This is a genomic window from Lactobacillus hominis DSM 23910 = CRBIP 24.179, from assembly GCF_000296835.1.
GTDB classification, from domain to species: domain Bacteria; phylum Bacillota; class Bacilli; order Lactobacillales; family Lactobacillaceae; genus Lactobacillus; species Lactobacillus hominis.
In genome coordinates this window covers 14,489-38,650 of record NZ_CAKE01000011.1, presented here as the reverse complement: position 1 = coordinate 38,650, position 24,162 = coordinate 14,489, and the positions used below count along the sequence as shown (strand labels likewise).

The 24,162-nt window shown below is 35.6% G+C and carries 24 protein-coding genes; 1 reads left to right on the top strand and 23 read right to left on the bottom strand.

Going from position 1 to position 24,162, the window contains the following annotated elements:
- Positions 1–152 precede the first annotated feature (152 nt).
- From BN55_RS05330 to BN55_RS05255, 16 genes are all read right to left on the bottom strand, one after another.
- Entirely contained in the window at positions 153–1,475 is a 1,323-nt protein-coding gene (locus BN55_RS05330; RefSeq protein WP_008470903.1) for a glycosyltransferase, read from the bottom strand.
- Positions 1,476–1,478: 3 nt separating this feature from the next.
- On the bottom strand, positions 1,479–2,642 hold the full coding sequence (cps2T, locus tag BN55_RS05325) for a beta 1-4 rhamnosyltransferase Cps2T (RefSeq protein ID WP_008470902.1): 1,164 nt from the start codon (positions 2,640–2,642) through the stop codon (positions 1,479–1,481).
- A gap of 67 nt (positions 2,643–2,709) precedes the next feature.
- Positions 2,710–3,366 (bottom strand): sugar transferase, encoded by a 657-nt coding sequence (locus tag BN55_RS05320; protein WP_008470901.1) that lies wholly within the window; start codon positions 3,364–3,366, stop codon positions 2,710–2,712.
- 24 nt (positions 3,367–3,390) lie between these two features.
- Positions 3,391–4,161 carry a tyrosine-protein phosphatase gene (locus tag BN55_RS05315; protein WP_008470899.1) on the bottom strand — a complete coding sequence of 257 codons (771 nt, stop codon included), beginning with the start codon at positions 4,159–4,161 and terminating at the stop codon, positions 3,391–3,393.
- Between the two features lie 2 nt (positions 4,162–4,163).
- On the bottom strand, positions 4,164–4,919 hold the full coding sequence (locus BN55_RS05310) for a CpsD/CapB family tyrosine-protein kinase (protein WP_040469349.1): 756 nt from the start codon (positions 4,917–4,919) through the stop codon (positions 4,164–4,166).
- A 13-nt stretch (positions 4,920–4,932) separates the two neighbouring features.
- A complete protein-coding gene (locus BN55_RS05305) occupies positions 4,933–5,793 on the bottom strand; it encodes a YveK family protein (protein ID WP_008470895.1) in 861 nt (286 codons plus the stop codon).
- A gap of 21 nt (positions 5,794–5,814) precedes the next feature.
- A complete protein-coding gene (locus BN55_RS05300; RefSeq protein ID WP_008470894.1) occupies positions 5,815–6,804 on the bottom strand; it encodes an LCP family protein in 990 nt (329 codons plus the stop codon).
- A 246-nt stretch (positions 6,805–7,050) separates the two neighbouring features.
- Positions 7,051–7,968: an ABC transporter permease gene (locus BN55_RS05295; protein ID WP_008470893.1), complete on the bottom strand. Its 918-nt coding sequence runs from the start codon at positions 7,966–7,968 to the stop codon at positions 7,051–7,053.
- Between the two features lie 16 nt (positions 7,969–7,984).
- The gene (gene opp4B, locus BN55_RS05290; RefSeq protein WP_008470892.1) at positions 7,985–8,944 is read right to left on the bottom strand and encodes an oligopeptide ABC transporter permease; all 960 of its coding nucleotides are present in this window, start codon (positions 8,942–8,944) and stop codon (positions 7,985–7,987) included.
- 2 nt (positions 8,945–8,946) lie between these two features.
- Positions 8,947–9,915: an ABC transporter ATP-binding protein gene (locus BN55_RS05285; RefSeq protein WP_008470890.1), complete on the bottom strand. Its 969-nt coding sequence runs from the start codon at positions 9,913–9,915 to the stop codon at positions 8,947–8,949.
- 14 nt (positions 9,916–9,929) lie between these two features.
- Positions 9,930–10,937 carry an ABC transporter ATP-binding protein gene (locus BN55_RS05280; RefSeq protein ID WP_008470888.1) on the bottom strand — a complete coding sequence of 336 codons (1,008 nt, stop codon included), beginning with the start codon at positions 10,935–10,937 and terminating at the stop codon, positions 9,930–9,932.
- A gap of 151 nt (positions 10,938–11,088) precedes the next feature.
- The gene (gene acpP, locus BN55_RS05275) at positions 11,089–11,331 is read right to left on the bottom strand and encodes an acyl carrier protein (protein ID WP_008470887.1); all 243 of its coding nucleotides are present in this window, start codon (positions 11,329–11,331) and stop codon (positions 11,089–11,091) included.
- A 52-nt stretch (positions 11,332–11,383) separates the two neighbouring features.
- Positions 11,384–12,388 (bottom strand): phosphate acyltransferase PlsX, encoded by a 1,005-nt coding sequence (plsX, locus tag BN55_RS05270; protein WP_008470885.1) that lies wholly within the window; start codon positions 12,386–12,388, stop codon positions 11,384–11,386.
- Positions 12,389–12,406: 18 nt separating this feature from the next.
- Positions 12,407–14,455 (bottom strand): ATP-dependent DNA helicase RecG, encoded by a 2,049-nt coding sequence (recG, locus tag BN55_RS05265; RefSeq protein WP_008470884.1) that lies wholly within the window; start codon positions 14,453–14,455, stop codon positions 12,407–12,409.
- Positions 14,456–14,458: 3 nt separating this feature from the next.
- Positions 14,459–16,123, bottom strand: a complete 1,665-nt coding sequence (locus BN55_RS05260; protein ID WP_008470883.1) for a DAK2 domain-containing protein — start codon at positions 16,121–16,123, stop codon at positions 14,459–14,461.
- 22 nt (positions 16,124–16,145) lie between these two features.
- Positions 16,146–16,508: an Asp23/Gls24 family envelope stress response protein gene (locus BN55_RS05255; protein WP_008470882.1), complete on the bottom strand. Its 363-nt coding sequence runs from the start codon at positions 16,506–16,508 to the stop codon at positions 16,146–16,148.
- A gap of 183 nt (positions 16,509–16,691) precedes the next feature.
- On the opposite strand from BN55_RS05255, the gene rpmB reads away from it, so the two are divergent.
- Complete coding sequence (gene rpmB, locus BN55_RS05250; protein WP_003647522.1) at positions 16,692–16,877, top strand: 50S ribosomal protein L28; 186 nt, start codon at positions 16,692–16,694, stop codon at positions 16,875–16,877.
- A gap of 66 nt (positions 16,878–16,943) precedes the next feature.
- On the opposite strand, the gene BN55_RS05245 is transcribed toward rpmB, so the two are convergent.
- From BN55_RS05245 to fmt, 7 genes are read right to left on the bottom strand one after another with little or no spacing between them, the layout of a single operon-like run.
- A complete protein-coding gene (locus BN55_RS05245) occupies positions 16,944–17,627 on the bottom strand; it encodes a thiamine diphosphokinase (RefSeq protein ID WP_008470878.1) in 684 nt (227 codons plus the stop codon).
- The gene (gene rpe / locus BN55_RS05240) at positions 17,624–18,274 is read right to left on the bottom strand and encodes a ribulose-phosphate 3-epimerase (protein ID WP_008470875.1); all 651 of its coding nucleotides are present in this window, start codon (positions 18,272–18,274) and stop codon (positions 17,624–17,626) included. The genes BN55_RS05245 and rpe overlap by 4 nt, the downstream gene beginning before the upstream one ends.
- A 9-nt stretch (positions 18,275–18,283) precedes the next feature.
- Positions 18,284–19,180 carry a ribosome small subunit-dependent GTPase A gene (gene rsgA, locus BN55_RS05235; protein ID WP_008470874.1) on the bottom strand — a complete coding sequence of 299 codons (897 nt, stop codon included), beginning with the start codon at positions 19,178–19,180 and terminating at the stop codon, positions 18,284–18,286.
- On the bottom strand, positions 19,180–21,147 hold the full coding sequence (pknB, locus tag BN55_RS05230) for a Stk1 family PASTA domain-containing Ser/Thr kinase (RefSeq protein WP_008470873.1): 1,968 nt from the start codon (positions 21,145–21,147) through the stop codon (positions 19,180–19,182). Before pknB ends, rsgA begins: the two co-directional genes overlap by 1 nt.
- Positions 21,147–21,899: a Stp1/IreP family PP2C-type Ser/Thr phosphatase gene (locus tag BN55_RS05225; protein WP_040469341.1), complete on the bottom strand. Its 753-nt coding sequence runs from the start codon at positions 21,897–21,899 to the stop codon at positions 21,147–21,149. Before BN55_RS05225 ends, pknB begins: the two co-directional genes overlap by 1 nt.
- Before the next feature lie 6 nt (positions 21,900–21,905).
- Complete coding sequence (gene rsmB, locus BN55_RS05220) at positions 21,906–23,219, bottom strand: 16S rRNA (cytosine(967)-C(5))-methyltransferase RsmB (protein ID WP_040469339.1); 1,314 nt, start codon at positions 23,217–23,219, stop codon at positions 21,906–21,908.
- Positions 23,212–24,156 carry a methionyl-tRNA formyltransferase gene (fmt, locus tag BN55_RS05215; RefSeq protein WP_008470870.1) on the bottom strand — a complete coding sequence of 315 codons (945 nt, stop codon included), beginning with the start codon at positions 24,154–24,156 and terminating at the stop codon, positions 23,212–23,214. Before fmt ends, rsmB begins: the two co-directional genes overlap by 8 nt.
- Between the last annotated feature and the right edge of the window lie 6 nt (positions 24,157–24,162).

The following is a 24,162-nucleotide window of genomic DNA, read 5'->3' as shown; positions in this document are numbered from 1 at the left end:
ATATTAATCTCCAAAAAATAAAAAGTGCTTTATTCCTTGAACGCCAATATTCGCATTTTCTCTTTAAATAAACAAATCTATACTCAGGTAATAAAAACAAATTTTTTTATTCCACTTATTTTTATCCTCAGCTATATATTCACTAAATTTCATTAATTGTATAACTCCGTTATTATATTATTTACATGTTCATCCATTTTATAATTTAAATTAAGCTTAGAAACCATCGACTTCATCTGTTGAATTTTAGCGGGACTATAAATAATATAATTCAACATTCTTTCCAAATCATTCTTGTCCTTAAAAACCCATGAATTTGGAATCAAGTCTTTAGAGCCTACATTATTTGATACTAGACATGGAACCCCCATAAGCAAAGCTTCAAGAACGATATATCCAAAAGTTTCATGCCACAAACTAGGAACAACCAATAAATCTAGAGTTTTATACTCGTTATTTAAGTCTTTTGCAGAAAGAATACCATGATTTATATATTTTTTATCCTTAAAGATTGCCCTATCTGCAATATCACCATAAAAATGTGCTTCAAATTTATTACTATTTAAATTTTTTAAAATTTTAGTATATAAATAAAATCCTTTTTTCTCATCATATGGTCCAATATATCCTAAATGAATCGGATCATTAACACAGGAACTTCCTTCCTTCCTTTGATCTTTTAGACCACTATGTGTTATAGAAACAATTTTGCCATTTATATCAGGAAAGTATTTTTGAAAATATTGTTTTGAAACCGAACTATTAAAATGAAACATATCAATTAATTTGAACATTTCTAAATAATATTTTCTGAGTTTATATCGCTCGACAATCTGATTTGTAGAAAAGATAGTACTACCTTCTGTTTTCTCAGATAAAGAAGTTTTATTTTGTGAACGTATACTTTTTACAAATTTACTATCTTTTAAATTAGCATATAAATGCGATTGCATAATAACTATTTTTTTATATGATGGTCCCACATTGCATAGTAAGCAATCATATGAACATTCAGAAGTCTTCAAAGCTTCTTTTGGATAATTATTCAGCATTTTAGGACATAATCCATAAAAATCATGAGTAGTATAGACAGTTTTTATATTTTGTTGTCTTAAATATTCCAAGAACTCTTTAGGCAATCCCATCAAAGTATGTAGATGTACAATATCTGGTTGAATATCAGTAATTAATTTTTTGAGAGCAGAAATATTTCTCTTTTGCATGTAATATTTCTCTTCATTAACGCCTAACCCCAAAGATACAGGAAGAGGATTTTTCATTTCAATTGTTTGAAATGGATATTTATCTTTTTTTTCTACAAGCTTTATCTTATTAGAATATGGATTTATTTGTCCCGGATACATTAGGTAGACTTCATTAGTTTTAGCTAATTCAATAGATAAATCTGTACTATATCTTGGAAGTCCACCACGTCTATATGGTGGTAATCCTAAGGTATATTGTAAAATTTTCATTAACTAATTCTCCAGGAAACTTTTTTCATAATCATCAACTATTTTATTCCAAGAATACTCTTCCACGACCCTTTGTTGAGCCTTTTTACCAAGATTATCGATTTGCGTTGCCGATAATTGATTAGATTTTTCAAGCAATTCTTTTAAGAATCCTGGTGTCTTGCTCCAATAAAGAGCACCATCTTCTCCAACTTCTTTATTGAAACCTACTCCATACAAAAGATTTAGTTTTGTATCAGCTAAAGCTTCTAAGAGAGACGGGTTGGTACCACCAACAGAATGTCCATGAATATATCCATAAGCATTTTCACGAATATATTTCAAAAGATCTTTATCATATACAGTTCCAACAAATTTGATACGCTTATCAGTATCAAAATGCGTTCTTTCTTTTAATTCTTCGTAAAACTTATTATGTTCAACATTTGTAATAATAACTAAATCTTTATCAATATTACTTGCCATAAATTCTCTGATCATAGTCTCATAATTATTTTCGGGAACGAATCTACCGACAATTAAAAAATAATCCTGAGGTTTTACATTATGATTTTGATACCATTCTTTAACTTTTTTGTTATCTGATGTGAGAGTGGATCTCACAATATCCGCTCCATAAGCAATAAAAGTTGTATTAGGTTCATACTTTTTATAAGTTTCATGAATGTATTTTTCAATGTTTTTACTATCACAAACTAATAGGTCAGCGTTTTTTACCATACCGCCTTCGCTGATCTTCCAATATTTTCTAACTGGCTTTGACCACTTAGCCCTCAGCCATTCATGTCCATCTGGATTTACCCAAACCTGAAAACCATATTTATGAAACTTAGGAATATAATTATGAATAAACGGTCCAATTCGGCAAGCAAGAATATAAACTATCCCATTTCTTAAATTATTCTGTTTAATTTGCTCTAAGGCCCAATTGAGAGCTTTCAAATCATAGATAATAGCTTTTGCTCCACCTATATTAGGTATGCTAATTTCTTGGCACTCCGCCCCATTATAGTTATAGTGCTTAGTTTTTTTATTAAAAGTCATACAAGCAACGTGATATTTAATATTTTTATTAACTTGTCGCGTTACTAACTCATCAACAAAAGTCTCATAGCCACCATATTGAGCCGGAATTCCCTTAGAACCTATTATAAATACATGCTTCATCTTATTTCCCCATTCAACTTATTAAAAAAGCCAGTTGTTGTAACAGCAACCAGCTTTTGACTTTAGGCTAATAAGCACTATTAGGATGCAGAACAACCCCAACTGTTTTTACAATTAACTTAAAATCTTCCCAAAGTCCAGAATTATTAATGTAAATAATATCTAGCCAAACCATTTCATCAAAATCAGCTTCGTTACGACGCGTTACTTGCCATAAGCCAGTACACCCTGGCATAACTTCTAAACGTTGTTTATCATAATCAGAATACTGTTCAACTTCGCTAGGCAATGGCGGTCTAGGACCAACAAGAGACATATCACCAATTAGAACATTATATAATTGTGGTAATTCGTCTAAACTATACTTTCTAATAATATGTCCAATTTTCGTGATTCTTGGATCATTTTTAATTTTGAACATTGCACCGTCAATTTCGTTTTTGTCTTCAAGTTCTGCAACCATTTGATCCGCATTTACAACCATTGAGCGAAACTTATACATTCTAAATGGCTTCCCATTCTTACCTATTCTTTCTTGAGAATAAAAAGCTGGTCCACCATCTTCATGTTTTATTCTTATAGCTAAATACAAAAATAAAGGTGATAAAATCACCAGTGCGATGCCACTAGCTAGAAAATCAAATATACGTTTAACTGTATGATAAAAATAGCGTCCATTGACTTTATTCTTATCTACATAAATCTGTTCTCCCGTATAAAGCACCTAACCACTCCTAGTGCACTTAATCTAAAATATCCAAAACTTCTTCTTTTTCTTTAAAGGTTGCCAAGGCATATTTACATTATCACCATTAATAATGCGTCTTGCATTATCGGTAAATAAATCTGTATACTCTTGTCCAAATTCTTTAGTAAGCTTTTCCAAAGCTTCGCTATACTCATAGTCGCGTTTCGGCAAGTCATGAGCATCTGAGGCAAAACAAGCACACTGGCCTGCTTCGATGAATCTCTTGCTCAGATCTTCAATCTCTTTACCAAAAGTTCCCATGTATGAGCTAGCAGTAATTTGAACAAAACATCCTTGTTCAATTAATTCTTGTAAAATTTCTGGTTTACGTAAAATACCACTATTTCTTTCCGGATGAACAATTATTGGTGTTATTCCACGCTTTTTTATTTCAAAAATGGTATTTTTTGCATAAGTTGGAACGTTCTCACTTGGAAATTCTAATAACATATAGGTTCCATCTTCATCGCAAAATAAAATATCATCGTTATCTAAAGCTGAAATTAAATCACCTGATAATCTTACTTCTTGACTTGGAAATACTGTCAAAGGAATGTTATTTTCCTTTAATCTTTCTTCAAATTGCTCAGTTAATTCAATCACATCTTGCTTATGGTTAGTATATCTACCATTTAAATGATGGGGCGTCAGCAACGCATGTGTCACTGTATCATCAACTGCATCTTGTGCTAGTTTTAATGATGTTTTCCAATCTTTAGATCCATCATCAATCCCTGGCAAGATGTGACAGTGAATATCCACTAAAACCATGATTACTTCTTACTTTCTTCTCCATAACCATATCCGTAGCCATAACCGTACCCATAGCCACCATCAGAGCCAGATTTAACGTCATTTAATACATAACCTAATAAACGTGTCTTAGATAAATTAATCATTTCAACTGCACGCTTAACAGCCAACTTTTGGGTAACACCTTGTCTTACAACAAATACAATTCCATCAATATGACTGGATAAAGCTTGCGTATCTGAAACTTCTAGAATTGGAGCTAAATCCAAAACCACTAAATCAAAGTGTTGCTCAGCAACATCTAAAAATTGCTTCATTCTATTGGAACTCAATAATTCAGATGGATTTGGTGGAAGCGGACCAGAAGTAAGTACTGATAAATTGGTCACAAAACCTGGTTTTACAACGTCTTCCATATTGATTTCGTCTGCTTCAGATGTCAATACAGTAGTTAATCCTACATTATTAGTTAAATCAAATGTTTGATGAAGCGTAGGTCTATGAAGATCGGCATCGATTAATAGAACCTTCTTGCCTGCTTGAGCAAAAGCTACTGCTACATTGGCAGTTACAGTAGATTTACCTTCAGAAATATTAGCAGAAGTAAATGCTAATGATCTAACCTTTGAGTCCACTGACATAAAGTTAATATTTGTCTTAACGGTTCTGAATTGTTCACTAATTGGACTTTGAGGCTTAGCAACAGTGATTAACTTTGCCCCATAGTTCATCGTTTCGCTAGTACCCCGTTTTTTATGTTTTCCAAATAAAGCCATTAACATTCACCTCCTATACTCTTCTCTTCTTGTCATCACTAACTGACTTCTTCACACTAAATTTATTAGATAACTTAAAGTGTGAGACTTGACCTAAATTAGTCAATCCTAATTCATCAGTCATATACGAATCATCACGCACTGTAGTATTCATAGAATCACGAATGACAATAAAGGCCACACTAATAGTTAATCCCAAAACTGCTCCAGCTAAAGTAAATAACTTAGTATTAGGGAATGACTTTTGTTGTGGAGTAGTTGCTGGAGCAACAATTGTCACGTTATTAACGTTCATGATACTCTTAATTTTGTTTTTAAATGAACGAGCTACTGCGTTAGCAATCATTCTTGCATGATCTGGATCGTTAGAAGTAGCACTTAAAGTGAAGACCTGTGATTGTTGCTGAGTTTTAACTGATATGGCCTTAGCCAACTTAGTGGCAGAAATATTATAGCCTTCACCTACTCTTCTGACTTCTGCCGGATGTCCTCTTCTTACTAATCTCCTAGTACCATCAGCTAAAGTAGTATATTTAGCTTTTTCAGCTTTTCTTACCACTTCAGTAGGATTAGCTAACCACTTAGAAGCATCCTTTAAGATTACAGGACTAGTAATGATATCTTTATACGTGTTAATTACCTGAATATCGGCTTGTTGAGTGTTCCATGCTTGGCCCGCATCTTTACTAGCATTTTTCTGGTTAACCAAAATTTGTGTTGTAGCAGTATACTTAGGTTGAATTACAAAGTTGGCTAAGGCATAACCTACTATACCTAAACCTACAGTCCAAATTAAAATTCCCAGGATGTGCGACTTAATTAAAAGCCATAATCTTCTTAAATCGATTGTATTTTCAGTTTGTTTAGTTTCCATTGCACGTCTTTTCTTCTAAAACTATTTAACAGTAACTTCTTTTAATCCCAATGCGTGTCGCAGCTTATCACTGACACGTTGACGCTCATTAACACTTACACTTTGATATGAAACGCCTTCTTCGTTATCGTTAGATCCCTTAACATAACCAGAACTGATAGTTTCGGTGGCGTCGCGATAATTAGCGGCTAATTGAGTCATATCATTAAAGGTCAAGTTAGTCTGCATTGAATGCGATACTGAATCCAAGAAATCCTTATTAAGCACTGATTGAACATTAGCTGACTTCTTAAGAAGCGCCATAATAACTAAACGCTGACGCTCTTGACGACCATAATCGCCTTTAGGATCATCATATCTCATTCTTCCAAATTGCAGGGCGTTTTTACCATTCATGTGGTACTTAACGCCCTTCTTGAATGAATAACCTTCATAATCAAAAGTTAGCGGCGATACTACATCAACGCCACCAACTTTATCAATTGCCTTAACTAAGCCCTTCATATTAACTAGCACATAAGCGTTAACAGGAACCTTAAAGTATTGATTAATTGTCTTATTTACTTCATCAATTCCACCATATGTATAAGCTGAGTTAATCTTAGCTGGAGAATAGTCAGGATAGTCTGGCAAAGTTACCTTCATATCACGTGGGATACTTTCAATCGTGGTCTTATTCTTTTGTGTATCTAAGACCATGAGCATCATTGTATCTGTACGTCCTTTATACGTTCTGCCGAATTCACCAGTATCTGTTCCAAGTAGCAATAAACTAATTGGCTTTTTGTTTTTTAAGACAGAACTTAAAGAGCCGTTGTCTTGATTCTTAAGATTTACTGGATTATAGGCATTATTAGCAGCGTTTTGAATATTGCGGTATGCATAACCTACTACCAGTAAAATTCCCACTAAAACAACGGCAATGATCGCACCAAAAATCTTCCACCCTCTCTTTTTATGATGGTGACGGTGGTGATGCTTATGTTTGTTTTCTGATTTATTATCTTGCATTCCTTAATTACTCCTCAAGAGTGTTATTAAAATCATAATCAAGATTTTTAAAGTCATAACGATTATATAAGAAACGATAAAGAAAATAAAGACTTCCTCAAGAATAACAGTTGTTTTTCTTGACTTTTAGACTTTGTTATTAATTAAAATATATATTTTTACAAATAATTTGATTTATGCATATAGTCAATCTTGTAATTTTATGACAAAAAAAATGATGTCCAAAAAGACATCATTTTAAATAAATTAATTTTCACGTTGACGAGCATCCCCAGCTCTTTGAAGAGCACGACCAACATAGTTAATACTCAATGAAATAAGTAACAATAAAATTGTTGCAGGAAGCCACAACCATGGACGAGTAGTAACGTTAACTGGGTCGTTGGCAAATCCAATCAAAGTACCCAATGATGGAGTGGTAGGTGGAAGTCCGTAACCTAAGAATGATAATGAAGTTTCAATACCAATGTTACCAGCAACAGTTAAAACAACGTCGATGATAATCATTGATGAAATGTTAGGCAAAACTTCCTTAAACATAATCTTCAAGTCGCTTGATCCAGAAGTCTTAGATGCTAAAACGTAATCACGTCCGCGTTGCGATAAGACAAACGATCTATAGTATCTAGCCGTTCCTGTCCAACCAAACATTGAAATTAACCAAACTAAAGTTACAGCGTTGTAGTTAGGAATAGTAGTAGTCAAAACAATGATAATTGGCATCATTGGCAAAATCTGGATGAAGTCAACTATACGCATGATGATTGCATCAACAACACCACCGTAGTAACCAGTAACAAGACCGACCACTAAACCAACAACTTCACAGACAACAGTAACTGAAATACCAATTAAAATTGAGTTACGTCCACCAACGATCAATTCTTGTAAAATATCACGTCCACCATCATCAGTACCTAATAAGTGACCAGCTTCGCCCCAGCCATAGTATGCGTTGGCAATATTAACTTCAGTAACGTTTTTGCCACTTAAGAATATAGAACCAATAAAAGTAAAGATCAAGATTAACACGATAATTGAAAAGGCAGTCATTGCCACTTTATCATGCGTAATTTCTCGCATTACAACCTTAAATCCAGAAGGTGGAAGAGAAACTTGGTTTTCTTTTTTATTTTCATTTTTTGATGATTTATCTTTAGCCATTTCTAATCCTCCCCTCCTATTGAACTCTAATTCTAGGGTCGATAATACTCATAATAATATCTGATAATAAGTTACCAACCAAAGTTAAAATACCGAATAATAAAATCAAGGCAGTTAAAGTTGAGTAGTCACGTTGACCAATTGAATCAAGGAACAACTTACCCATACCAGGATAACTGAAAACTTGTTCAATGATCATTGAACCTGATAAAAGTCCAGTAATTGTATTACCTAAGAAGGCTGCAATTGGCAATAAAGAGTTTCTCAAGATATGTTTGTTAAATACAACTCTATCAGGAACACCCTTACTTCTTGCAGTTCTTACGTAATCTTCAACCTTGTTATCTACAATACCAGTTCTTAAGTACTGAACAGTTGCGGTAGTACCAATGATTGCTGAAAGCAATGCAGGTAAAATCAAGTGATACAATCTACTCCCTAAGATTCCCCAGAAACCACTAGCCGTATCTGATACAGAACCTGAAATTGGGAACCAACCTAAAGTAAATCCGAATAACCACAAACCTAAAATGTAGAATACGAATGCTGGAATAGCAAAAGTAATGTAGTTAAAGATTTGAATTGCTTGGTCTTGCCAACCATCTTGGTGACGACCTGCGCTAATACCCATTGGGATAGCAATCAAGTAAGTCAAGATAACTGACATTAATGAAAGCCAGAAGGTATTAACTGCACGGTCCCAAATTAATGAAGCAACTGGAACTTTTTGAATGTAAGATTGTCCTAAATCACCGTGCATCAAGTTGCCTAACCAACGGCAATATTGCACCCATGGGGCATCATTTAATCCCATTTCTTGTTTTAAACGAGCGATAGTTTTAGGGTCAGAGTTTGGGTTGATCATTCCCGTAAATGGATCACCAGGCATCATCTTAGCCAAGACGAAGACTAGTAAACTCAAGATAAGAAGTTGCGGGATCATGATCAGGATTCTTCGTAAAACTGTCTTCCACATACCTATTCATCCTCCTTCAATTCTTCTTGAATCAAGTCTTCTGGCAATGCAACATAGTGACGATCTGAGACTTTCTTTAATGGAAGCACACGACCATCTTTGTCATACCACTTACTTTGATTTTCCAAGAACTCTTTTTCAACGCGTTGACGTTCTAATTTGTGCTTATCACGGTTTTCTACGTCAACAACTGGAATTGCTGAAAGCAAACGCTTAGTGTAAATATGCATTGGATTTCTGTAGATTTGATCACGTTTACCAATTTCTACAAAGCGTCCACGGTGCATAATCGCAATATCTTCAGACATGTGCTTAACAACACCCAAGTCGTGAGAAATAAATAAATATGCAATGTTGTATTGTTGTTGAATGTGCTTCATGAAGTTAAGAACCTGAGCTTGAACAGATAAGTCCAAGGCAGAAGTTGGTTCATCGGCAACAATTAATTTAGGATTAGTTGCCACAGCACGCGCAACACCAATTCTTTGACGCTGACCACCTGAGAATTCGTGTGGGAATTTATAAATTGCATCACTAGGCATCCCTACGATATCAAGCAATTCCTGAACTCTCTTTCTTTCTTCGTCAGTAGTCAAGTTTTCAAAGTTTCTAATTGGTTCAGCAATAATATCTTCAATTCTCTTACGAGGGTTCAATGATGACATTGAATCCTGGAAGATCATTTGAACATCTTTGTTGTAGTTTAACTTTCTTTTGTTACTTGCTTTAGTAATGTCCACGCCCTTGTAAAGGATTTGACCGCTAGTGACTTTTTCAACACCAACGATTGCTTTACCAGTAGTTGATTTACCAGAACCAGATTCACCAATTAAACCGTAAGTTTCCCCTTCTTTAATTGATAAACTAATTCCGTCTACTGCCCGGACATAGTCTGTAATACGATTCCAAAAACCAGAGCGGATCGGGTAGTGGACTTTTAAGTCTTTTATTTGGATTATTTCTTCAGCCATACTTACTCTACTCCCTACTTACTGCTCTCTTGTTCAAAATGAAAGTCTTGCCAGCAAGTACATCTTACAAAATGACCCGGTTCAACTTCATGAATCTTAGGATCTTCTTCGTGCGCACTTGCGGGAATCCAAGGAATTCTTGCAGCAAAACGATCACCTTCACGCGGCATGTTCTTTAATGAAGGAACAGTACCTTGAATAACGTGCAAATCTTCAGTTTCATCATCTGTTTGCGGCATTGAGTTAAGCAGCGAACGAGTATAAGGGTGAAGTGGATGCTCAAAAATGGTTTTAACATCGGACTTTTCAACGATTTGACCCGCATACATAACTGCAACTTGGTCGGCAGTTTCTGCAACAACACCCAAGTCGTGCGTAATCATGATGATGCCTGAATGAGTTTCTTTTTGAATGTCTTCAAGCAAGTCCAAAATCTGAGCTTGAATAGTAACATCCAAAGCAGTAGTTGGTTCGTCAGCAATAATTATCTCAGGCTTACATGCGATCGCAATAGCAATTACGACACGTTGACGAAGTCCGCCAGATAATTCGTGAGGATACATGTTAAACATTTCCTCTGGACGTGGCATACCTACTTGATTAAACAATTCGATAACGCGATCGTGGCGCTGCTTTTCATTCATATCTGTATGGTAGTAAAGTGTTTCAGCAACTTGATCACCCACCCTCATCAATGGGTTCAAACTTGCTAATGGATCTTGGAAGATCATTCCAATCTTATTACCACGAATTTGGTTAAATAAGGATTCATTTAATCCAACTAAATTCAATTCATTATATAAAATGTCGCCAGTCACCCTGGTATTCTTATGATCATACAAGCCGATAATACTTGAAGCAATTGTACTCTTACCACAACCAGATTCACCAACGATGGCTAAAATCTCATCACGTTTTAGAGTTAAATTAACATCATCAGCTGCGTCATAGAATTTACCCTGCAAACGATATGCAGTATGCAGGTGCTCGATGTCTAATAGTAGATCACTCTGCTTTTCCAAAGGTCATTCTCCTCTCAGCCATTTCTAATTGATTAAACATTAAAACTCAATTAGATTCTTATAATGTCCCCATTATATACAAAAGAAACTATCAATTCAACAAGTTTACTTAAGTTTTACTAGAAAATTGATAGTCTTTTTTTAACAATTTTTAATTTTGATGCGCTTTGATGTAGTCTACTGCTTCACCGACGGTTTGCAATTTTTCTGCATCATCGTCAGGAATTTCTGCACCAAAGGTATCTTCTAGATCCATTACCAATTCCACAAAATCAATCGAATCAGCATCTAAATCATTTTGGAAATTAAGATCCTTAGTAATCTTATCGCGGTCGATATTAAAACGATCAGCAATCATGTCAGCGATTTTATTAAAAATTTCTTCTTCAGTCATATTGAACCTCCAAAAAGTTTATTTTAAGTTTAAGACAATTAAATCCTAAAGTCTAGTTACTTTCTTTAAAGAATTCACGATATTTTCCGACCAAATCTTGATCAAGCATCAAATCAATCTGCTTTAAAGTATAGTAAATCGGACGTTCATTCGAGCGGCCGTGAGTTTTAACTACTGGAGCATTAATTCCAAGCAGTACTGCTCCGCCGTGACGTGCTGTATCAAAACGCTTTTTAAGTGCATTAAGACCAGGTTTAGCAAGTGCTGCACCAATTTTAGGCATTAAACCATTATTTAAAAGCGAATCTTTCAACATATGCAAAATTACGCTTGCTGTACCTTCAATTGCCTTAAGTACTGCATTCCCAGTAAAACCATCTGTTACTACAACATCGGCTTTACCTTCCATAACTTCGTTACCTTCGATATTGCCGATAAAATTAAGGTCCGTTTCTTTTAATAAATTATAAGCTTCTTGGTGAAGTGGATCGCCTTTATCGCTTTCAGCACCATTATTTAGCAACGCCACGCTAGGATTATTAACTTTTCGAATTACTTTTGCATAATAAGAAGCCATTTGCGCCCATTGAACTAAATATTCAGGTTTAGATTGCGAATTAGCTCCCACATCAATAATGTTAAAACCTTGATCGCCTTTAGCTGATGGCATCGTCGGCATCAAGGCTGGGCGGTCAACTCCTTTAATGCGACCAATAATAAAAATTCCACAGGCAAGTAGTGCTCCAGTATTTCCCATTGAAAATAAAGCGTCAGCTTTAGCTTCTTTAACATAGCGTGCTGCGACTACCATTGAAGAATCTTTTTTTGAGCGAATTGCGCGCACTGGTTCATCTTCGTCTGCTATAACTTCGCTAGTTTTAACTATCTTGATATTTTTTAAATCATCGTCTTTAGGAAAAGATGCCTTAATTTTGGCATCATCCCCGAATAAAACATAATTAGTCTTGCTACCTTCTTTGCGTAGCTTGACAATTGCATCAACGATTGCTTGTGGAGCATTTTCTCCGCCCATAGCATCAATTGCGATTGTTTTCATATTTTCTCCATTAATCAACTAATCATTTTGTAATTCTTTGTTATATTTTAACACGTCTTTTAAAAATTGATATTGCGTCCCCGTAAGATCTTTGTTTTGCTTAATTAAATTACGAGCTTCTTTTTGAGCCGTCACTAAAGTGTTGTAGTCATTAACCACATCGCCGACTTTAAATTGCGGCAAACCTGACTGGGCCTTGCCAAAGACATCGCCTTCACCGCGCAACTTCAAGTCTTCTTCAGCTAACTTAAAGCCATCGCTAGTATTGGTAATAATTTCCATACGCTGCTTACCAACTTCATTTGGTGGATCACTGACAAAGACGCAGTAACTTTGCGTTTTACCACGTCCAATTCGTCCCCGCAATTGGTGAAGTTGACTCAAACCAAATCTTTCAGCATTAAAAATCACCATCATATTGGCATTAGCAACATCGACACCAACTTCAATAACGCTAGTAGTTACCAAAATATCAATCTTTTTATTGGCAAAAGCGTCCATGATGTCGTTTTTTTCTTGACCAGACATCTGGCCGTGAAGCAGTACGACATTTTCCTTTTTAAAGAATCTAGCTAGTTTTGCGTGCAAATCTTCCGCATTTTTTAAGTCACTTTTTTCTGACTCACGAATCAGCGGCGTGACCACATAGATTTGAAAGCCTTGATCAAGCTGACTTTGCATTTGCACGAGCACATCACGTAATTTATTAGAAGTTACCCAGGATGAAATGATCGGTTTTCTCCCTTTAGGCAAGTGTCTAATTGAAGAAACTGCCATCTCGCCATAAACAGTCAAGGCCAAAGTTCGCGGAATCGGTGTAGCCGTCATGGCTAAGATATCTGGATTTTTACCTTTAGAAATCAACTTGTTACGTTGGTTAACGCCAAAGCGGTGCTGTTCATCAATAATGGCTAGACCTAAATTTTTAAATTGGACGCTATCTTGAATTAAAGCATGCGTTCCAATGACAACATTAATCATGCCATCAGCTAACTCTTGATAGATTTCTTTCTTTTCTAGGTCTTTGGTATCTCCAGTCAATAGCGCTACGCGCACGCCGAGAGGTCTTAGTAATTCATCGATTTTGGCAAAATGCTGTTCAGCTAATATTTCAGTCGGCACCATTAAAGCTGCTTGATAGCCGGCAGTAATTACCGCATAAATGGCAAAAACAGCAACAACTGTCTTACCAGCACCAACGTCTCCTTGAAGCAGACGTCGCATCTGGCGTGGCGAACGCAAATCAGCAAATATTTCATTAACTACCTTTTTTTGATCATCTGACAATTCAAAAGGCAATTTAGCAATTAATTCTTTTATAGCAGCTAAATCATATTTCTTTGCTTCCCCAGGTGCATCATCATCACGCATGGACATCATTTGCGCTAATTGAATTTGAAATAAAAAGAACTCTCTAAATATGGCACTTCTTTTAGCGACTTTTGCCATAGCAGCATTTTTAGGATGGTGCATATCTTGCACAATTGCTTGATCTGTTTCTAAACGATATTTTTTTCTAATATCTTCAGGAACTACATTATCAACTTGCGGCAGATACTCCTTAATTGCCTGATCAATTAATTCCTGCAGCTTTTTTTGACGTACGTGCCGATTCAAAGGATAAATTGCTGCTAAACCCGAATCGCTCTTTTTTTCAGCAATAAATTTAAATGCTGAAAGCGACTGGCGCGCAACATTATATTTACCATAAACCGCAACGTCTTTACCTAGTTCCAATTTATCTTTCAACCAAGGCTGGTTAAAAAAATTGACCATGACAATATCATGGTCAATTTGAATTTTGAAACTGAGACGACTCTTCTTATAGCCAAAACGACTTACAAATGGTTCAGTCACGACAGTTCCTTTTAAAAGAACTTTTTGACCATCCATAATTTGATCTAAAGGCAAGGTTTCCAATTCATCATAGCGAAATGGAAAATAAAATAATAAATCATAGATACTATTGATTCCTAAACTGCTCAAAGCTTCAGCGGTTTTTGTACCAACGCCTTTTAGTGCAGTTACCGGAGCAAATAGATCTTTATTCTCAGTTTGTGTATTCATATGTTATTCAGCTGAAACCAAGAAGTAGTAGACTGGTTGACCACCATCATGTACTTCAAATTCCAAATCATCATGACTTGCTTCAAGTTTTGCGACAACGCTTTCAGCTTGCGCTTTAGTAGCATCACTACCGTACATAATAGTGATGATTTCAGTATCTTCGTCAAGCATATTTTCAATCATTTGACTAGTTGCATCAACTAAATCAGGATTATCAACCTTGATCTTGCCATCGATAATGCCTAAGAAATCATCCTTCTTAACTTGCACGCCATCAATTTGCGTATCGCGAATAGCCTTAGTTACTTCACCTGAAACAACAGTATCTAAGTCCTCTGACATTGCTTCAACGTTTTCTTCAACGCTAGCATCTGGATCAAATGAAAGCATTGCAGTTAATCCTTGAGAAATTGTCTTAGTTGGGACAATTCCAACTGGGATATCAGCAACTTCAGCCGCTTGTTTTGCAGCCATGATAATATTTCCGTTGTTAGGTAAAATAATTGCCTTAGTTGCGCCAGACTTTTTAATAGCGTCAATAATATCTTGAGTTGATGGGTTCATAGTTTGACCACCAGAGATAATTCTATTAACGCCTTCGCTTTGGAACAATTCACGAATTCCGTGACCAGAAGCAACGGCGATCACTGCGAAGTCAACGCTTTCTTCTTGCTCTTCATTATTTTCAAGAATTGTTTCGTGCTGAATACGCATGTTATCAATCTTGATCTTGCCAAGTTGACCAAATTGACTACCGTAAGTAAAGACTTCACCAGGATGTTCAGTATGAACGTGAACTTTAGCAACTTCTCCATCAGAAACAGCTAAGAGCGAGTCACCTACTTGAGAAAGGTGTTGTCTAAATTCTTCTAAGTTAAATTTCTTTTTATCTGCCACATCAGCGGTTAAATCAACCATGATTTCAGTACAATAACCGTTCTTAATATCACTAGTTGATAATTGTACTTGAGCTGACTCTGCTTGGTGGTGAGCTGCATTGATGAGCTCGTCCATTTCAACTTCGTCTAATTGGTAATCATCGTTGTTCTTTTCACCAAGTAAACCTTCTAAAAAGCCTTGGTAAATAAATACCAATCCTTGACCACCAGAGTCAACAACGCCAACTTGCTTTAAAACTGGCAATAAGTCCGGGGTGGTCTTAAGAGCTTTTTTAGCGCCTTCAACAACAGCCTTCATAACTTCAATGGCATCATCAGTTTCGCTAGCCTTATTTTTTCCTTCTTCAGCAGCTACACGAGCTACAGTCAAAATAGTACCTTCAACCGGCTTCATAACTGCTTTATAAGCAGTTGCAACACCATTTGAAAAAGCGTTAGCCAAATCTAATGCAGACAAGGTATCTTTATTTTCAGTTGCTTTATAAAAACCACGAAACAATTGCGAAGTAATAACGCCAGAGTTACCACGTGCTCCCATAAGCATTCCTTTAGAAAGAGCTTTAGTTAAGTCCCCTACTTTACTGCTAGTGCTTTCGCTAACTGCTTTAGCACCACTTTCAATAGTTAAAGTCATGTTAGTTCCCGTGTCACCATCTGGAACTGGGAAAACATTTAATTTATTAACAAATTCAGAATTCTTGCCCATGCGGTGAGTACCGGCACGAACCATATCTTTAAATTGTTCACTATCAATTTTGGTTAAAACCACAATATCTTCCTCCAAATAAGCATTATTCGTCTAAGATCTTAACGCCTTGAACAATAACGTTAACAGATTTTGCTTTGATGCCTAATAGATTTTCGAGATTGTATTTTACACTATCTTGAACATTATGGCTAACTTCGGAAATTTTTAATCCATAGCCAACAATAATATAAACATCTACAATAATTTGGTTGTCATTAGTCTTAATCACAACTCCACGACGATAATTAGCACGATTTAAAATAGTAAAAGCACCATCGCGCAAGGCGTTTTTAGATGCCATTCCAACCACACCGTAGTTAGAAGTAGCTGCGCCACCGACAACAGTAGCAATTACGTTATTTGAAATATCAATCATGCCACGCTTTGTTTTAATTTTTACAGCCATGATTTTCCTCCTTGTCAGAAGAACTGAATTTACTTATTTCATTTTAACATAGTACAGGCGATGCGCAATAAGATAAAGAATGAGTTTAAAAAAGTCGCGACTAAATATTGAAATCACTTCCTAGCTATGATAATCTAGTAAAGTACTAACGATAGATAACAAATAAAGGAGGGTTTAGCACAAATGGCAAAAGACATTATTACTGGCCGCAAGACGGTCTTTGGTAACAAGCGTTCAAAGGCTTTGAACTCCGTGCGGCGTTCATGGAAGCCAAACCTTCAAAAAGTTCGCATCCTTGTTGACGGTAAGCCAAAGCGTGTTTGGGTTTCAGCTCGCGCTTTGAAATCAGGCAAGGTTAAACGTGCCTAATTAACGAAGAAGATATAAAAAAAGCAGGACATCTTATTTTCAAGGTGTCCTGCTTTTTTTGCGCTTTTAAATATTGTCAAAGCGCACTTTGTCTTTGCTATAAATAAATATACCGCTGCCTGCATTAAATTTTATCTCAATGTCTTGGTCTTCCAAAAATTCATTTGAAGAAAACATAATCGCGTTATTACTGCTGTAGTCTGCCAAATCATAGCGAGCATTTTTTATCTGCAAATCTTTAATCAGTCCTAAAGAACCAACGCCGAAATATTTATATTCTTTTTTAGCTTGAATAATATTCTTTGGGGGATTTAAAAAAACAATTTCATTTTGTTGATCAATTAACCTAACTTTTTCTTTAAATTGAGCAAGCGGCTCATGTAAAAAAGTAAACAAATTAACTAAAAAATGATCTATCCTGCCGCCTGTTGCACCATAAACTCTTAATTCTTCAACCCGGTACTCATTTAACAAAGTCCAAAATAATTGCTCAGAATCGGTAAAATCTTTAATTGGATGCGAATATCGAATATCGATGACGCTATTTTCGACAATGTTTAACTCATTAGCCTTTAAAGAGTCAAAATCTCCTACTGCCAAATCGCAGTGGACGCCCATTTCATGCAAATATAATGAGCCACGATCACTAGCTGCAATCATGGCTCCTTTTTGTTGAGCTTTTTGTAAAATATCTTTCAAATTATCAGGCCAATTTTCTTTAGGACCACCTAATAAAGCCACTGCTTTCATCTTAAAGCCTCATTTAATTCTGCAATTTGATGAGCGATTGAACCTTTCTTGAAAATATAAGATCCTGAAACAAAAATCTCAGCGCCAGCATTTTTAGATAATGGCGCAGTCTTATTATCAATTCCGCCATCAACTTCAATGGGAATATTTTTACCTGATTGTGCAATTAATTCTTTAGCTTGTTTGATTTTATCTGGCGATTCAGAATGAAACTTTTGACCGCCAAAACCTGGCTTAACCGTCATAATTAATAATTGATCAATTTTATTCATATAAGGCTTAATTTCTTGGACCGGAGTATCAGGATTAATCGCAATGCCAGCACGGATCTTGCTCTCATGCAAATAATCCAGCCAGTACTCAACTTTATCGGTTGCTTCAAGATGAAGTTCAATTAAGTCTGCGCCTGCTTTAACAAATAAAGGCAAAGTAGTTTCTAAATTATTGCTCATCAAATGAATTTCGGCCTCAGTAAGCGGATAGGCAACTTTGAAGTCTTTTACTAATTCAGGTCCATAAGAAAGATTTGGCACAAAATGTCCATCCATAATATCGATATGAAATCTTTCGATGCCATTTTCAATAGCTTGTTTGATATCTTGGCCCAAATTCATATTATTTGCATTTAAAATTGATGGTGCAATCATTTTATTCCCCTACTTCATATACTCTGGCATCTTATTATCTAAAATTTCTTGTCTAATCTTTAAATAATCTTCATAACGACTAGGCAAAATTTCTTTATCTTCAACCATCTTTTTAATTTCACAGCCTGGCTCTTTGATATGCTGGCAACGTCTAAATTTACAGTTGACGCTATTTTTCTTAAATTCGTAAAAGTATTGTCCAAGATCGTCAACTTTAATTTTATATAAATCAACTGCTGAAAATCCCGGTGTATCGGCAATAAAGCCTTTGCCATACGTAAACAACTGCACTTGGCGCGTCGTATGCTTACCACGATTTAAAGCTTGCGAAATCTTACCAGTTACCTGGTTTGCGTCTTTTTCTAACTTATTAAGCAGTGTTGACTTACCAGCACCTGATTGACCAGCTAATGTCCAAATAGCATTTTCTTGGATTAAATCAGGCAATTCTTTTTCTAGCGTATCGCTATCAAAAAAGACCCGATAGCCAATTTTTTCATAATAAACTAGTTTTTCCTTGATCTCTTTTAACTCTTCAGTCCCTGCAATAATGTCGCTTTTTGATAAATAAATAGTGACGCCAACATTTTTCCAAGCAAAAAAAGTTAAGTAGCGATCTAATAATTCTAAAGAAAAATCAGGTTCAACTGCTGAGATTACGAGTAAAACTTGATCGACATTCGCTACGGCTGGACGACCTACTTCATTTTTACGGGGTAAAATTTCAACTAAATAATTCATACCTTGGTCGTCTAATTGCACAACTGCTCGATCTCCAACTAGCGGTTTTTGTTTACGATTACGAAAAACGCCACGCGCTCTAGAGCGAATGACGCCTTTGTTAGTTTTTACATCATAATAACCTGAAATTACACTAATAATTGTTCCTTCGATTTTTTCAAGCATTATTTATTAATATCCTCATCTAAAATTGTATTACCATCTCTCACAATTTTAATATGTCCATTACCATTACTCAACTCAAACGGAATGGTATATGTTTGGTTGCTGGTAATATATTGGTCACGGTAAACATTTCCGATTGAATGCTTATCATCTGCAATATAAATCTGAATATGGTTGCCTTGACGATTACCGTCAGAATTATTTGCTTGATATGGAATAGTAAAGCTCTTGGTTACAGAATTGTCTTCAGATGATGAATTTGAATTGGATTTTTCATCATCGTTAGAATTACCTTTTGAAACAATCAAATGCAGCGTTGAACCACGATCAACCATGGAACCTGGTGCTGGATCTTGTTTAATAACCGTATCTTTTTGAGCACTGTCTTCTTGTTCAGTAATTCTTAAATTAAGTCCATTATCATGCGCATAATCCTGGGCACCTTTAATTGAGTAACCAGTTAAATCGCGCAATTTAATTTGACGTGGCTTGCTATTTCTAGCACCTTTAGAAACTGTCAAAGTAATAGTTGTCTTATTTGGATCAAGTTTCTGCCCTGGGTCGACGTCTTGAGTAATGACATCATTTTTCGGAATATCTGTTGAATAAGTATCGTTTCTTTCAACAGAAAAGCCTAATTTTTCAAGTTTGTTTCTAGCACTGCTATAACGCATACCACTTACATCAGGCACACTCACCATTTTTGGCCCTTTAGAAACAATTAAATTGATCTTATCACCATTTTTAACTGTCGAACCTGCTGATGGCGAACTAAAAATTAAATAGCCTTTTTTTACTGTAGATGAATTCTTACGCGTTACTTTGCCAATCTTTAAACCAGAAGCTAGGATTGAATCTTTTGCTTGGCTTTCAGTTAAATTAGCCACATTCGGCACATTGACATCATCTTTTCTGCCTAAGGCAAAGCCTAAAATCAACATGATACCGACAAAAGCAATCCCTGCTCCAATCCACCACCACTTGTGCGTTTTGATATTGTCCCACAGTGTTTTCTTTTTATCAGGCTGCTTAGTTTGCTCAACTTCTTGAGTATTAGTTACGGAGCCATTCATATCTGGCAAAACAATTGTCGCATCTTGATCTAAGTTATGTTCTGGCTTAAATACTGGTTCATTTTGACGATTTGGATCTAAACAAGAATCTAAATCTCGTTTCATCTCTAAAACTGACTTATAACGATCTCGTGGATCTTTAGCAGTAGCTTTAAAGACTACATTTTCCAGTGCTTGCGGAATATCAGGATTTTTATCGCGCAAGGATGGCGTTTTTTCTTGGAAATGCTTCAAAGCAACTGCCACGGCATTTTCGCCACCAAATGGCACTTGGCCCATCAGCATTTCATATAAGATTATTCCTAAAGAATAAATATCAGACTGCTTAGTTGCCAAACTGCCGCGTGCTTGTTCAGGCGACATATAGTGAACTGACCCCATGGCTGTGTTAGTTTGCGTCATCGTACTTTGATTTAACGCTACTGCAATACCAAAGTCTACAATCTTCACGTTACCTTTTTTATCAAGCAAAATATTTTGTGGTTTCAAATCTCGGTGAATTACATTATGCTTATGCGCTAATGCCATAGCATCAAGAATTTGATCCATAATATTAATTACAGTTTTTAAAGAAAGCGGTTTGTTTTTTTGAATATATTCTTCTAGGTCAGGTCCATCAACATATTCCATAACCAAGTAATGACGATTATGATCGCTGCCAACATCAAAAATTGACACAATATGAGGATGACTCAATTCACTGATAGACAAAGCTTCACGTTGAAAACGTTGAATTGTTTGCGGATCTTTTTGCAAGTCAAGACGCAATACTTTGACTGCGACTTTTCTCTTCAAAATAATGTCTTCGGCTAAATAAACATTAGCCATTCCACCTTCACCTAAAAGTGAAATGATCTTATAACGACCGCCTAAAAGGTAGCCCTTATCAAACACTATTTGTCATCCTCCTTTTGTGTATAGGCAATCAAACAAACAGTTATATTGTCGCCTCCACCGAGACGATTTGCTTCGTTAATTAATTTATTGCATCTTTCTTTTAAAGTCAGATTCTTTGTAGCTAAAATTTGTTGAATTTGCGGATCAGTCAAAGAATTAGTTAATCCATCCGTGCAAAGTAAATAAACATCCCCTGCATGAACTTCCAAAGTATCGAATTCTGGATTAACTGTACTAGAAACACCCAAAGTCTCAGTAATAATATTTTTTTGTGGATGGTTACGGGCTTGCTGTTTAGTAATTTGTCCCATTTTAACTAATTCGTTAACTAAAGAATGGTCTTGGGTGATTTGCTTAAAATCATCATTGCCATATAAATATGCTCGTGAATCTCCTAAGTGAGCGATCAAAATCTTTTCTGCAAAAGCAATCGCTAAAACAATCGTCGTTCCCATACCGTTAAGATCAGCAAATTTATCAGCAGTATTCAAAATAGTTTCATTTTCTAGGCGTAATTGAACTGTTAACCATTTTTGAGCTAATTTTGGATCTGTAAAATCTGTATGTTCAAAATTGTGCCCCAAGTGGCTGACTGCCATAGTTGAAGCAACGTCGCCACCTTGATGTCCACCCATCCCATCGCAGACAATTCCCATAATTATCTCGTTTTGATTTTTAAAAACTTTTACAAAGTCTTGATTTGTTTCTCTTACTCTTCCAATGCTAGAAGCAAAAGCAGTTTTAATCAAAATTAATTAACCTCGTTTTATAAATTTAGCAATGAAAAATCCATCACTATCATACTGGTTTGGCAAGATTTTTACCATTTTTTGCTTATCTAAATTACCTACTTGAATAGTAGTTAATTCAAAGTCTGGATGCATTTGCAAGAAATTCTCTACTACATCTTCATCTTCTTGTTTGGTAATTGTACAAGTAGAATATACTAACTCGCCATTTTCTACAAGTAGCGGTGCAACCGAATTTAAGATGTCTAATTGAATTTTACTCAAATGTTCAATGTCAGCAAGTGATTTTTCATAGCGAATCTCAGGTTTTCTGCGAATTAAGCCTAGACCTGAGCATGGCGCATCCACTAATATTTTATCAAATTGCTTTTGTGAAAAATAATCCTTAGCTAATCGTGCATCGCAAGCTTTAGTTTTTACTTTTTCACTAACTTTTAAACGCTTAGCTGCGTTTTTAATTAAACTAAGCTTATTTTCGTGAATGTCTAAAGCAGTCACTGTACCCGTTATCAAATGCTCCGCGATTTGAACAGTTTTTCCACCAGGTGCAGCACAAGCATCTAATACCTTTTCATCGCCATTAAAGTCAAATGCGTCAACCGCAAGTGAAGCTGCACTATCTTGAATAGTAATTTTGCCCTCTTTAAATAAATCTGTCTTAACCACTTGGCCTGGATGAACAAATAAATTGTGGTCAGTTAAAGGTGTTAGTCGATATTCGAACTTTTCTTTAGTTAAAGCTTGCTCGACTTCTTGCAATTGACCGTTGGCAGTGATGCGGATACTTACAGGGATCGCCTTGTTGCCCGATTCTAAAATCTCTGGACCAGTTTTTGAACCGAATTGCTCAATTAAATATTTAACTAACCATTCAGGATAAGAATATTTTACGCTCAAATATTTAATTTCATCTTGTTTTTGGGGCAAAATTTCACCGCGTCGATCAAGTGATCGCAAAATTCCATTAACTAAACGATAGCTTCCAGAATTTTTCTTACCAAAACTCTTAGCTAATTTGTTAGCTTCATCAAAGATTGCATTCGTTGGTACTTTTTCCAAGAAAAAATATTGATAAGCCGACATCAATAATAATGGCTTAATAAATTTATCTTTGAGCCTAGTTTTAATTAAGGGCTTTAACTGATATTCAAGATAAATCTTATATTGAATTGTTCCGTAAACGATTTTGGTCGCTAAAGCCTTATCTGTATGACTCAAGTTGCTTTTTTCCAAAGCATTATTTAAAACAATATTTGAATAAGAATTATTGTTTAAGACCTTGATTAAAGTCTGTAAAGCAACGCTACGTGCACTAGTCATCAATTATTTTTTCCCCAACTTTAAAGTGACTGCCTTGACCATTAACGTAAGATTTAATATCCATTCTCTTTCTACCCATTGGTTGAACTTCCAATAAATCTAAAACGCTGTTATCCGCAAAACTAATTGCAAAACGCTTCTTGTTTGAAACTAAGCTGCCTGCTGGCAAATCTGTCTTTTCATCAGCTACGCGAGCTTTCCAGACCTTGAAGCGTTTACCATCAAGCATTAAGTAAGCACCTGGATCTGGATTTAGGGCGCGAATTAAGTTATTAGCTTGGCTAGCAGTCATAGTTAATTTAATTTGTTCTTGGTCTTTAGAAATATTTGGTGAAAAGACAACTTGGTCTGGATCTTGACTAGTTCTAGTGACAGTATTATCCAAAAACTTAGGTAAAGTTTCTAAAAGCAAATCACGACCTAAGATACTCAATTTTTCAAAAAGAGTGCCACTATTATCTTCCGGTTCAATCTTTAATGCCTTTTGGGCAAAAATATCGCCAGCATCCATCTTTTTAACCATTTCCATGATTGTAATTCCAGTTTCGCTATCGCCATTTAATAAAGAGTATTGAATTGGAGCGCCACCGCGATATTTAGGAAGAAGCGAGCCGTGAACGTTAACCGGAGCGATTTTAGCAGATGCTAAAAATTTACTTGGTAAAAATTGACCATAAGCAGCAGTCACAATGAAATCTGGCTTAATTTCCATCAATTCATCGAGTTCTTTTGAACCGGATAATTTTGCTGGTTGGTAAACTGGTAGATCATATTTTTGTGCCATTTGCTTAACTTCTGAAGCATGAACAACTTGCTTACGACCAACTTTTTTATCTGGTTGAGTAACAACTGCTTTTACATCGTAGCTATCTTTAACTAAGCCTTCTAAAACGACACTACCAAAGTTAGGAGTTCCTAAAAATATTACTGATGTCATTATTTC

Bases quoted from the DNA above. Each gene is read 5' to 3' on its own strand.
- BN55_RS05330 (WP_008470903.1), bottom strand. From the start codon at position 1,475: ATGAAAATTTTACAATATACCTTAGGATTACCACCATATAGACGTGGT.
- cps2T (WP_008470902.1), bottom strand. From the start codon at position 2,642: ATGAAGCATGTATTTATAATAGGTTCTAAGGGAATTCCGGCTCAATAT.
- BN55_RS05315 (WP_008470899.1), bottom strand. From the start codon at position 4,161: ATGGTTTTAGTGGATATTCACTGTCACATCTTGCCAGGGATTGATGAT.
- BN55_RS05310 (WP_040469349.1), bottom strand. From the start codon at position 4,919: ATGGCTTTATTTGGAAAACATAAAAAACGGGGTACTAGCGAAACGATG.
- BN55_RS05305 (WP_008470895.1), bottom strand. From the start codon at position 5,793: ATGGAAACTAAACAAACTGAAAATACAATCGATTTAAGAAGATTATGG.
- BN55_RS05300 (WP_008470894.1), bottom strand. From the start codon at position 6,804: ATGCAAGATAATAAATCAGAAAACAAACATAAGCATCACCACCGTCAC.
- BN55_RS05295 (WP_008470893.1), bottom strand. From the start codon at position 7,968: ATGGCTAAAGATAAATCATCAAAAAATGAAAATAAAAAAGAAAACCAA.
- opp4B (WP_008470892.1), bottom strand. From the start codon at position 8,944: ATGTGGAAGACAGTTTTACGAAGAATCCTGATCATGATCCCGCAACTT.
- BN55_RS05285 (WP_008470890.1), bottom strand. From the start codon at position 9,915: ATGGCTGAAGAAATAATCCAAATAAAAGACTTAAAAGTCCACTACCCG.
- acpP (WP_008470887.1), bottom strand. From the start codon at position 11,331: ATGACTGAAGAAGAAATTTTTAATAAAATCGCTGACATGATTGCTGAT.
- plsX (WP_008470885.1), bottom strand. From the start codon at position 12,388: ATGAAAACAATCGCAATTGATGCTATGGGCGGAGAAAATGCTCCACAA.
- recG (WP_008470884.1), bottom strand. From the start codon at position 14,455: ATGAATACACAAACTGAGAATAAAGATCTATTTGCTCCGGTAACTGCA.
- BN55_RS05255 (WP_008470882.1), bottom strand. From the start codon at position 16,508: ATGGCTGTAAAAATTAAAACAAAGCGTGGCATGATTGATATTTCAAAT.
- rpmB (WP_003647522.1), top strand. From the start codon at position 16,692: ATGGCAAAAGACATTATTACTGGCCGCAAGACGGTCTTTGGTAACAAG.
- BN55_RS05245 (WP_008470878.1), bottom strand. From the start codon at position 17,627: ATGAAAGCAGTGGCTTTATTAGGTGGTCCTAAAGAAAATTGGCCTGAT.
- rpe (WP_008470875.1), bottom strand. From the start codon at position 18,274: ATGATTGCACCATCAATTTTAAATGCAAATAATATGAATTTGGGCCAA.
- rsgA (WP_008470874.1), bottom strand. From the start codon at position 19,180: ATGCTTGAAAAAATCGAAGGAACAATTATTAGTGTAATTTCAGGTTAT.
- rsmB (WP_040469339.1), bottom strand. From the start codon at position 23,219: ATGACTAGTGCACGTAGCGTTGCTTTACAGACTTTAATCAAGGTCTTA.
- fmt (WP_008470870.1), bottom strand. From the start codon at position 24,156: ATGACATCAGTAATATTTTTAGGAACTCCTAACTTTGGTAGTGTCGTT.